General features: G+C 40.1%; 8 protein-coding genes and 10 tRNA genes. 1 reads left to right on the plus strand and 17 read right to left on the minus strand.

From position 1 onward, the window contains the following. Positions 1-49 precede the first annotated feature (49 nt). The 6 genes from glmS to sigW all read right to left on the minus strand — a co-directional run bounded on the left by glmS (position 50) and on the right by sigW (position 7,176). Positions 50-1,852, minus strand: coding sequence for a glutamine--fructose-6-phosphate transaminase (isomerizing) (glmS, locus tag V7077_RS01915; protein ID WP_335498151.1), 1,803 nt, complete (start codon positions 1,850-1,852; stop codon positions 50-52). A 514-nt stretch (positions 1,853-2,366) separates the two neighbouring features. Further along, positions 2,367-3,716, minus strand: a complete 1,350-nt coding sequence (gene glmM, locus V7077_RS01920; RefSeq protein WP_235741864.1) for a phosphoglucosamine mutase — start codon at positions 3,714-3,716, stop codon at positions 2,367-2,369. 39 nt (positions 3,717-3,755) lie between these two features. Beyond that, positions 3,756-5,021, minus strand: coding sequence for a CdaR family protein (locus V7077_RS01925; RefSeq protein WP_335498155.1), 1,266 nt, complete (start codon positions 5,019-5,021; stop codon positions 3,756-3,758). Beyond that, positions 5,014-5,841: a diadenylate cyclase CdaA gene (gene cdaA / locus V7077_RS01930; RefSeq protein WP_335498156.1), complete on the minus strand. Its 828-nt coding sequence runs from the start codon at positions 5,839-5,841 to the stop codon at positions 5,014-5,016. The genes V7077_RS01925 and cdaA overlap by 8 nt, the downstream gene beginning before the upstream one ends. A gap of 132 nt (positions 5,842-5,973) precedes the next feature. Beyond that, positions 5,974-6,597 (minus strand): anti-sigma factor family protein, encoded by a 624-nt coding sequence (locus tag V7077_RS01935; RefSeq protein WP_335498157.1) that lies wholly within the window; start codon positions 6,595-6,597, stop codon positions 5,974-5,976. A 15-nt stretch (positions 6,598-6,612) separates the two neighbouring features. Next, positions 6,613-7,176, minus strand: coding sequence for an RNA polymerase sigma factor SigW (gene sigW, locus V7077_RS01940; protein WP_335498158.1), 564 nt, complete (start codon positions 7,174-7,176; stop codon positions 6,613-6,615). A gap of 185 nt (positions 7,177-7,361) precedes the next feature. Between sigW and V7077_RS01945 the strand changes: the two genes are divergently transcribed. Continuing rightward, positions 7,362-7,526: an aspartyl-phosphate phosphatase Spo0E family protein gene (locus V7077_RS01945; protein ID WP_335498159.1), complete on the plus strand. Its 165-nt coding sequence runs from the start codon at positions 7,362-7,364 to the stop codon at positions 7,524-7,526. Between the two features lie 39 nt (positions 7,527-7,565). Here the strand turns inward: V7077_RS01945 and rocF are convergent, their stop codons facing one another. The 11 genes from rocF to V7077_RS02000 all read right to left on the minus strand — a co-directional run bounded on the left by rocF (position 7,566) and on the right by V7077_RS02000 (position 10,248). Next, on the minus strand, positions 7,566-8,465 hold the full coding sequence (rocF, locus tag V7077_RS01950; RefSeq protein ID WP_335498160.1) for an arginase: 900 nt from the start codon (positions 8,463-8,465) through the stop codon (positions 7,566-7,568). Positions 8,466-9,288: 823 nt separating this feature from the next. Further along, positions 9,289-9,364: transfer RNA gene (locus V7077_RS01955), tRNA-Ala, on the minus strand. 2 nt (positions 9,365-9,366) lie between these two features. Continuing rightward, a tRNA-Gly gene (locus tag V7077_RS01960) sits at positions 9,367-9,441 on the minus strand. Positions 9,442-9,471: 30 nt separating this feature from the next. Then, positions 9,472-9,544 (minus strand) — tRNA-Lys (locus V7077_RS01965). 1 nt (position 9,545) lies between these two features. Further along, positions 9,546-9,620 (minus strand) — tRNA-Gln (locus V7077_RS01970). Positions 9,621-9,666: 46 nt separating this feature from the next. Further along, positions 9,667-9,751, minus strand: a tRNA-Tyr gene (locus V7077_RS01975). Between the two features lie 15 nt (positions 9,752-9,766). Then, positions 9,767-9,842: transfer RNA gene (locus V7077_RS01980), tRNA-Thr, on the minus strand. Positions 9,843-9,872: 30 nt separating this feature from the next. Beyond that, a tRNA-Val gene (locus tag V7077_RS01985) sits at positions 9,873-9,948 on the minus strand. Positions 9,949-9,977: 29 nt separating this feature from the next. Continuing rightward, positions 9,978-10,052 (minus strand) — tRNA-Glu (locus V7077_RS01990). Positions 10,053-10,072: 20 nt separating this feature from the next. Further along, positions 10,073-10,145 (minus strand) — tRNA-Thr (locus tag V7077_RS01995). 28 nt (positions 10,146-10,173) lie between these two features. Beyond that, positions 10,174-10,248: transfer RNA gene (locus tag V7077_RS02000), tRNA-Asn, on the minus strand. Between the last annotated feature and the right edge of the window lie 29 nt (positions 10,249-10,277).

The raw sequence follows: 10,277 nt of genomic DNA on the forward strand, positions 1-10,277 counted from the left end.
GCTGGAGATGAATCAAGTATGATTCGTCTCCAGCCTTAAAATAACCCTTTTACTCAACCGTTACTGATTTAGCAAGATTTCGTGGTTTGTCGACATCACAACCACGGTGTAAGGCAGCGTAATAGGCAAGTAATTGCAATGGTATAACAGAGATAAGCGGTGTTAATACTTCATGTACTTCTGGGATGACAAAACTATCTTCATCCATATTTAGACCATCCATTGAAATAATGCATGGGTTTGCTCCGCGCGCTACAACTTCCTTCACATTTCCACGGATACTTAAGTTGACGCTCTCCTGCGTAGCAAGGGCAATAACAGGTGTGCCCTCTTCAATTAATGCAATGGTACCGTGCTTTAACTCCCCGCCGGCAAAACCTTCTGCTTGAATATAGGAAATTTCCTTCAGTTTCAAGGCACCTTCAAGACCTACATAATAATCGACCCCGCGGCCAATAAAGAAGGCATTGCGTGTAACAGACAAGAACTCTCTTGAAATTTGTTCAATTAGCTCCTTTGAGTCACAAAGTACTTCCATTGCATTTGCAATAATACCCAATTCATGGATCAAGTCAAAATCAACTGAAATTCCTTGGCTCTTGGCAGTTACCTCCGCTAAAATAGCTAAAACAGCCAACTGTGCTGTATAGGCTTTGGAAGAGGCAACAGCAATTTCCGGACCTGCATGCAATAACAGTGTATAATCTGCTTCACGTGACAAAGTTGACCCTGGTACATTCGTGATGGTTAAGGTACGGTAACCCAACTCTTTCACTTTTACAAGGACAGCACGGCTGTCAGCAGTTTCACCGCTTTGTGAAATGAAGATAAACAACGGCTTCTTGGTTAGAAGCGGCATGTTATAAACAAATTCACTTGCAATATGGACTTCAACCGGCAGTTTTGCAATGCTTTCAATAAACTGCTTTCCAACCAAACCGGCATGATAGGATGTTCCAGCTGCAATAATGTAGACACGGTCAGATTCATTCATAGCATTAATGATGTCAGGGTCAACGGTCAATGTCCCTTCCTCATTTTGATAGGTTTGAATGATTTTACGCACGACCAATGGCTGTTCATCAATTTCTTTTAACATATAGTACGGGTAAGTTCCCTTTTCAATGTCACTTGCATCAAGCTCCGCTGTATAAGGCTGACGGCTAATAATATCCCCATTAAGATTTTGAATGGTCACTTCATCTTTTGTAACAAGGACAATTTCCTTATCCATCAATTCAAGATATTGATTAGTCACTTGAAGCATTGCCATGGCATCACTTGCTACAACATTAAAGTCATTTCCAAGACCTACTAGCAGAGGGCTCTTGTTTTTAGCAACATAAATGGTCTCACCGTCTTCTTCATCTAAAAGCGCAATGGCATATGATCCATGTAAAAGGGCTAACGTTTTACGAAATGCTTCAATAACCTCTAAGCCCTCTTTAACAAATAACTCAATCAGTTGAACGACAACTTCTGTGTCTGTTTCACTTCTGAATGATACACCTGTTAAGTACTCACGCTTTAAGAGCTCATAGTTTTCGATTACACCGTTGTGAACAAGTGTAAAACGGCTTGAAGAACTTTGATGTGGATGGGAGTTTGATTTACTAGGAACACCATGTGTGGCCCATCTTGTATGACCAATTCCCATATTGCCTTTTACATCTTCATTGACAATTTCACGAAGATCCGCAATGCGGCCCTTTTCTTTAAAAACATGAACACCATTTTCATTCTTTACAGCGATTCCCGCAGAATCATACCCTCTATACTCAAGCTTTTCTAAGCCTTTTAAAAGAATTTCTTTCGAGTCATTTTGACCAATATATCCAACAATTCCACACATTTTCTTTTTCCTCCCTGGAATCAGGGGGCAAGAATGCTTTTGGAGGCAGTGCTTGCCCCCTTATCTCTGCTTTTGATTAAGGTATCTGTCTATACCTTTCTAAACATTACAGTTAGTATGCGCATATTCTTCTCTTTGTGCATAGAGTTGCCTCTAGGTTTTAAAGAAGAACTTTTCGGTTGTGTGCAGGCAACCGGGAGGTATCCGCCGAACATTCGATAATCCTCCTCCTCGTCAACTAATCAGCTCACTCTTGATTAGTCCAGGCGCTTTTAATTTTTCCAAGCTTCTACCCCTATCCTCCTTCCAAAGTTTTCGCTTTAAGAAACAAGCACACTAATCTTACATGATTTGTCAATCGTCCGTCAACTAAAAATTAAATGGCAAACCATGTTTAAATCTTTCCTTATAAAATATGCATAAAGGAACGAATCTGTTCCCTTATGCATAAAAGAAGACATCATAACATACCGCTAAAATTTTTTTCAGGCAGAATCGGTATTTGTTGTATAGTTTATTCCTTTAATTCCATTTCTTCTTTCACAACGTCAACAATCCGGTTCACAAAGGATTCACAAAGTTCTTCTGTTGCTGCTTCCGCCATGACTCGAACAAGCGGTTCTGTTCCACTTGGACGAACTAGAATTCTTCCGTTCCCTTCCATCTCCGCTTCAACTTGTTCAATTACAGCTTTTACCTTCACATTATCGGTAACGTGGTTTTTATCTGTTACTCGTACGTTAACAAGCTTTTGCGGATACTTTTTCATTTCACCCGCTAATTCTGATAATGGCTTCCCGGTTACCTTCATGATATTAACCAACTGCAATCCTGATAATAATCCATCGCCTGTTGTGTTGTAGTCTAGGAAAATAATGTGTCCTGATTGCTCACCGCCAAGGTTAAATCCACTTTTTTTCATTTCTTCTACCACATAACGATCCCCTACTGCTGTAGGTACACTGTGGATTCCATGAATTTCAAGGGCTTTGTAAAAACCAAGGTTACTCATTACCGTTGAAACAATCGTCCCATGTTTTAGACGCCCTTGCTCTTTCATATACTTTCCGCAGATGTACATGATTTGGTCGCCGTCTACAATGTTTCCTTTTTCATCAATTGCAATTAAACGATCACCATCACCGTCAAAAGAAAGACCTACATCAGCACCTTTTTCCTTCACAAGAGCTGCAAGTGCTTCTGGGTGGGTTGATCCTACTCCAGCATTAATGTTCAATCCATTTGGTGATGCTCCCATTGTCGATAAATCTGCATCAAGGTCTGCAAATAAATGGCTTGCTAATGCAGAGGTTGCTCCGTGCGCACAATCCAAGGCAATATGGATGCCTGAGAAGTCTTCATCTACTGTATTCTTTAGATATTGCAGGTACTTTTGGCCGCCTTCAAAATAATCCATCACCTGACCAAGTTCTGCTCCTGTTGGTCGTGGCAGCTGGTCTTCTGGTAAGTCAATATAGTTCTCGATTTCTAATTCCTGCTCATCAGACAGCTTAAAGCCATCTGGACCAAAGAATTTAATTCCATTATCTGCAACTGGATTATGAGAAGCAGAAATCATTACTCCTGCTTGAGCTCCTAATGCTTTGGTTAAATAAGATACCCCAGGGGTTGAAATGACACCTAAACGCATTACCTCTGCCCCTATTGATAGTAACCCGGCCACTAGGGCTCCTTCTAACATATGACCAGAGATACGGGTATCACGGCCAATTAGTACTTTAGGGCGATCCTTATCCTTTGTTAAAACATAACCGCCGTATCGGCCTAATTTAAAGGCCATTTCCGGTGTTAATTCACTGTTTGCTACTCCACGTACCCCATCGGTACCGAAATATTTACCCATCTTAAAAAATCTCTCCTTCAACATGTGTAATGCTATAAATTAGGCATTATTAGTAATAGTTATTTTTGCGGTGGATTTGTCAGGCGTCCATTGGACATCCGTTGGCCCTTTTACTTGAATTTTGACATCATGGGTCCCTTCGGCCAAGCCAGTCAAGTCGATAAAAACAGTGAAATCACTAGGTCCCAGCCCTGTTACAGACTCAGTCGGCCCATTCACTTGTAAATTAACAGTCTGACTTGTGGGATCATTAACTTCTGCTTTAAAATTATCAGCTAAGCCTTGAATTTTTAAGGGTATACCCAAGATCGTTTTTTCTTGGTCCGCAGCTGTGGTTTGTTCTACAGCTGGTTTTTGATCCACTTTTTTTACCACTACAGTTGCTTTTACTAACTGAGGGGTAACCTTCGTCACTCCATTTGAAATAATCACTGGCAGAGTAAGTGTTGTATTTTCCGTAATCTTACTTAAGTCGACTTCCACCCGTACACTTTCTGTATCTTTTAAGACCTCTTCATTTCCAGTAATCTTGGCTTCCGTTTCATCTAATTCAATTGATTCAATCGTTATCCCTTCCGGTAAAGTTCCTTTTTTTACAATATTAATCGGAACCGTTTTACTGTTCGACTTTATTGGAATCGTCACTTTAACCGTTTCAGGATCAACCGTTACATCCAACTTATTTAACTTTTTATCCAGTACTTGAATTTGAGCTTGTTTCGAGATGGTTGCTTTTAGTTTACCAGTACCGTCAAGAGTGGCTTTTACGTAGGTAATTCTGTCAATGTCACTTTTAGCGCCGGTAATTTTTACTTTATTAGGCTCAACCTCAGGAAGACCGGCTGAGTACCCATCCTCTATTTGGCCGCCATCGAATTCTGCTTCGACCCTGAATTCCTTCGTAATCTTTTCTTGCACAGACACCTTCACACTTGCCGGCTTCATGGTTGCCTTTAATTTATCCGATAAGTTTCGAATCTTGAGCTTTACATTCTGCTTTCCAATCTTAGCATTGGTCAAATCAACATATACCTCAAAGTTTCTTAATGCCTTTGCCGATTGTACATGTGTAATCGGACCCTTTATGGTCACATCTACCGTGTTCGGTATCCCTGTAACAACTAAATTCTCCGTATCATAATAAACTTTTACAGGAATATCCTTTATGGTCTCTGTTGTTTGCTCTCCAGGAACATTCACATCTGTTAACTTTTGACCAGTATGTGGTACAGAGGAATATAAAAGGACTGCCAGTAACAAGGCCAGTATCTTTATAAACCAAGGATTATCAAACAATTTATCCATTTTGTTTTCCCCTCCAGTTCCAACGAGCCGAAGAAGCCTGTTTAGCTTTATTATGAATCAGCATTTCACTGGTAAGCAGTTCTTTTAGTTCCTCCACTTTCAAATCACGATGAAGTTCTCCATTCCTTGTCAGTGAAATCCCTCCCGTCTCCTCGGAAACTATAACGGTTAAGCTATCGGTGACTTCACTTATTCCTAAAGCCGCCCGATGCCTTGTCCCCAGCTCCTTTGAGATAAACGGACTTTCAGATAGGGGGAGGTAGCATGCTGCTGCTGACACATTATTTTTCTGGATAATGACCGCACCATCGTGAAGTGGGGTATTGGGAATAAAAATATTAATGAGCAATTCCGAAGAAATATTGGAATTTAATCGAATACCTGTTTCTATGTAATCACTCATGCCTGTTTCTCGTTCAATTGAAATTAAGGCACCAATACGGCGTTTTGCCATATAATCTGTTGCCTTAACAATGGCTTCGACTGTTTTTTCCTGATTATCATCGTCTTGTGTACTGCTTCGCGAGAAGAATCGCCCTCTTCCTAATTGTTCAAGGGCTCTCCTGAGCTCAGGCTGAAAGATAATGATAACCGCAAGAAATCCCCAATTTATGGCTTGTTGCATCATCCAGCTTAACGTAATTAAGCCGAGCCACTCACTGACCACCCTGACAAGAAGAATAACAAGGATTCCTTTTAATAATTGAACTGCCTTTGTACCTCTTATCACATTAATCAGTTTGTAAATGACGTACCATACGAGGGCAATATCAACAATACTAGCTAGATACTTCCATATACTGAGATCCGCAAACTGCATTGTTTGTTCCTCCGTAACTTTCTAACAACATTTAATTCATACAACTTATTTATTATAACATAAATTCACCATACAACTTTATTATATGTATGTAGTTAAAAAAACAAATCACCCCCGCGGAGTGATTTGTTTTTATTTAGTTTCAGGCTGTCCAAAAATATCCACTACATCTTGAGCTGTTTTTTTCATATGATACCAAATCCAGTCGAAAACTTCATTTATTTCTTCGATTTGTCCTGTTACATGGCCGGCAGAAGCTAAGTATTTTTCTCCGTTAATTACGGTAACATCACCTTGAACTTCACCTTCAATCCGAACATTCCCATTGTGAACAACGACATCTCCTTTGACGACTTCCCCTTTTGGAACAATGACCGTATCATTTTTAACTACTAAATTTTTTTGCTTTGAGACAGAGAATTCCTGATCCTGGCTCCAGCTAGAGAACAAGCTTCCCATCATTAATATAATAAAAACAGACGCTGCCGTGAGCATAGGATGGTTGGTAAACCACCTTTGCATCCACACCTTTTTCTTTTCCTTCGGCAGTTTGGCCAATATATTTGCTGTAAAGTCAGGCGGTGCTTGCATATGGGAAATACCTCTAACCAACGCATCCGTCTTTTTTAATTCATTAAAAATCATTTCACACTCTTTACAGCTTTTGAGGTGATCTCTTAGGATTTTTTCTTTTTCTAGGTCTAGTTCTTCATCTAAGTAATCATGCATGAGTTCGATGATCTGTTCTGGACACATTTATGTTTCACCTCATTATACATATCGTAATTGCTGTCTTAATGCTTCCCGGCCGCGATGAATTCTTGTTTTAACTGTTCCAAGCGGGAGGTCAAGGATTTCACTTATTTCATTTAAAGACATGTCCTCCATATACTTTAAGACGATTGCGGAACGATATTTTTCCGGCAATTTTAATATTTCCTTTTGAACGGTCTCCTGCAGTTCTAGACTTTCTACTTCGCTCTCTGGCAAAGGAGAATCGGAGGAAATTTGCGAATACATAGTTAAACCTTCTGTTCCAGCGACTTCCGCGTCTAAATAATAATCTGGTTTCTTTTTGCGCAGACGGTCAATACAAAGATTGGTAGCAATCCTAAAAAGCCATGTTGAAAACTTTAAATCCTGGTTAAACGACTGAATGTTCACATAAGCACGGATAAATGCTTCCTGTGCAAGATCTTCTGCTTCATGACGATTTCCAAGCATCCTGTAACATAACTGGTAGACACTGTTTTTATATATTTCTACGATTTCACCAAAGGCATCTTGATCTCCTTTGATGACCTGTTTTATTCTTTTTTTCACAATTGTATCCATTAAGTTTCCTCAGCTCCATTGTCGCTATACGATATACGAACTTCAGCCAAAAAGGTTTCGTTTTCAAACGAAAAACTTTTCAATATCTTTAATATTAACAAAAATTTACTAATGTGGGACAAAATATGTTTTAAAGTTTTTATTGCGGGGAAAAAAGATAATATGTACATAGAAAGAGGTGGAAGATGATGTCTTCTTCATACCGCGGATTAATAGAGGAAATAGAAATTCAACGAAATAATATGATTCGATTGGCATCTGAAACTTCCCTGTCCAATCAAAAAGTAATTGAGGAGAGCAAGAAACTTGATTACTTACTTAACAAATATCACCTGTTATTGACCCAGTAAGACATTAAAAGCTGCATAGTCTAGTATGCAGCTTTTTTTTTATAATAGTTTTTCACCAAATAATGATCCCATTAGCTCTACAGCACAAATGGCTGTTTTATTTTTCTCATCGAGGATTGGATTAACTTCCACAAATTCGGCAGAAGTAATCACGCCTGCCTCTTCAAGCATTTCCATGGCCAAATGGCTTTCACGGTAGCTGATTCCTCCAATAACTGGAGTCCCTACGCCTGGAGCGTCATTTGGGTCTAAACCATCTAAATCCAGTGATAGATGAACACCATCTGTTTTTTCTTTTAGGTAGGCAATCGTTTCTTCCATCACTTTCGCCATGCCTAATCGATCTATTTCATGCATCGTGTACACTTTAATGCCTTTTTCCTTAATTAATTCTTTCTCTCCATCATCTAGTGATCTTGCACCAATAATGACAATGTTCTCTGGTTTTATTTTTGGATTATATCCGCCGATTTCGGTCAATAACGGATGGCCTAAGCCTATGCTTACGGCAAGGGGCATACCATGAATATTTCCTGATGGACTTGTTTCAGCTGTATTTAAATCCCCATGAGCATCATACCAGATGACACCTAGGTTCTGATAATGTTTCGAAACACCTGCTAATGTTCCAATAGCAATGCTGTGGTCTCCTCCTAGTACAAGCGGGAAGGCACCAGATTGAATCGCTTCATCAACCTTTTCGGCAAGTAACGCGCTTTTTTCTGCTACAAGATCTAAGTTTCTTAGATTGGATTCTTTATCTATGACAACTTCTGGTCTGCCAACAGGGATATCACCCCAGTCATGTATTTCATCAAATAGAGGTCTTAAGCGTTCATTAATTCCCGCGTAACGGATTGCACTAGGACCCATGTCCACTCCCCGTCTCATTTGTCCTAAGTCCATCGGCATTCCAATAATTGATAGTTTCTTTGTCATCTCTTTCTCCCCTTTGCCTGTTATACTACCTATTTTAACCGCTTTCATACCGATGACTCAACTCGACAAAATTCTGTATATATATACGATATTGTTAAAATATTCTGTGGTTAAACGTTTACTTTTTTCTTCCGGATGTATAGGCCGAGTGTTGTAATTAACAAACCTCACTGGAGTACTCATTGACTTGTCTTATGAGGAAGCGGCTCATTGGACAAAACTCTTCTGAGGTATCTTAAAATTGTCTTTTAGACAAGGGCTATTAGACAAAACTCCTGGCTGCTCATAATTATTGTCTTATAGAAGCTTTTCTATTGGACAAATTTCTTCCGAGGTATCTTAAAATTGTCTTTTAGACAATGGCTATTAGACAAAACTCCTGGCTGCTCATAATTATTGTCTTATAGAAGCTTTTCTATTGGACAAACTTCTTCTGAATATCTAAAAATTGTCCAATAGAGAGAGGCTATTGGACAATTCTCTTCCGAGGTATCTTAAAATTGTCTTTTAGACAAGGGCTATTAGACAAAACTCCTGGCTGCTCATAATTATTGTCTTATAGAAGCTTTCTATTGGACAAACTTCCTCTGAATATCTAAAAATTGTCCAATAGAGAAAGGCTATTGGACAAAAATAGACCCTTCCTTATATAAATTGTCTTATAAACCACTGCTTTAAATAACTAAACTGAAAAAATCCAACCAATTTAAATAAATTTGTTAAAATAAGGACTTCCTTACCTTAATAATGAAATTGACCAAATCCTAAAAATAAAAAAAGCCTTAAACCATGAACATGATTTAAGGCAAAATATGTAGTGTGATGGTGGAGTCTAGGGGGATCGAACCCCTGACCTCCTGCGTGCAAAGCAGGCGCTCTCCCAGCTGAGCTAAGACCCCATTGGAGCGGAAGACGGGATTCGAACCCGCGACCCCCACCTTGGCAAGGTGATGTTCTACCACTGAACTACTTCCGCAACTCTGCGGATAAATATTAGAAAACAAAATGAGCCATGAAGGACTCGAACCTTCGACCCTCTGATTAAAAGTCAGATGCTCTACCAACTGAGCTAATGGCTCTTGGCTGGGCTAGCTGGATTTGAACCAACGCATGTCGCAGTCAAAGTGCGATGCCTTACCGCTTGGCTATAGCCCAAAGATGTAATTACTTCTAGTATGTCCAACTTTTTAAAAAGTATGAATGGTGGAGGGGGACGGATTCGAACCGCCGAACCCGGAGGGAGCGGATTTACAGTCCGCCGCGTTTAGCCACTTCGCTACCCCTCCATATTCAAAAAAAGATGGTGCCGGCGAGAGGACTTGAACCCCCAACCTACTGATTACAAGTCAGTTGCTCTACCAATTGAGCTACCCCGGCGTAAAGTAAGAAAAATATATTAAAACATTATGGTGGAGGATGACGGGATCGAACCGCCGACCCTCTGCTTGTAAGGCAGATGCTCTCCCAGCTGAGCTAATCCTCCAAATTATGGTGAATTTTCTACAAAAAAGATGGTGACCCCTACGGGACTCGAACCCGTGTTACCTCCGTGAAAGGGAGGTGTCTTAACCGCTTGACCAAGGGGCCATAATTTAAAATTAAAGGTAAGCTTCCAAGCGGGCTCGAACCGCTGACCTCTTCCTTACCATGGAAGTGCTCTACCTACTGAGCTATGGAAGCACAGCTATACTTTGTATTGACATAAAAATGGCTCCGCAGGTAGGACTCGAACCTACGACCGATCGGTTAACAGCCGATAGCTCTACCACTGAGCTACTGCGGAACAATAAGATAACAGCCTGGCAACGTCCT

It is taken from the genome of Neobacillus vireti (genome assembly GCF_036962465.1).
Lineage (GTDB): Bacteria > Bacillota > Bacilli > Bacillales > Cytobacillaceae > Neobacillus > Neobacillus vireti_B.

What these genes read in the sequence shown, in the direction of transcription:
- V7077_RS01935 (WP_335498157.1), bottom strand. Translation starts at nt 6,597, where the DNA reads ATGTGTCCAGAACAGATCATCGAACTCATGCATGATTACTTAGATGAA.
- cdaA (WP_335498156.1), bottom strand. Translation starts at nt 5,841, where the DNA reads ATGCAGTTTGCGGATCTCAGTATATGGAAGTATCTAGCTAGTATTGTT.
- V7077_RS01925 (WP_335498155.1), bottom strand. Translation starts at nt 5,021, where the DNA reads ATGGATAAATTGTTTGATAATCCTTGGTTTATAAAGATACTGGCCTTG.
- rocF (WP_335498160.1), bottom strand. Translation starts at nt 8,465, where the DNA reads ATGACAAAGAAACTATCAATTATTGGAATGCCGATGGACTTAGGACAA.
- glmS (WP_335498151.1), bottom strand. Translation starts at nt 1,852, where the DNA reads ATGTGTGGAATTGTTGGATATATTGGTCAAAATGACTCGAAAGAAATT.
- sigW (WP_335498158.1), bottom strand. Translation starts at nt 7,176, where the DNA reads ATGGATACAATTGTGAAAAAAAGAATAAAACAGGTCATCAAAGGAGAT.
- glmM (WP_235741864.1), bottom strand. Translation starts at nt 3,716, where the DNA reads ATGGGTAAATATTTCGGTACCGATGGGGTACGTGGAGTAGCAAACAGT.
- V7077_RS01945 (WP_335498159.1), top strand. Translation starts at nt 7,362, where the DNA reads ATGATGTCTTCTTCATACCGCGGATTAATAGAGGAAATAGAAATTCAA.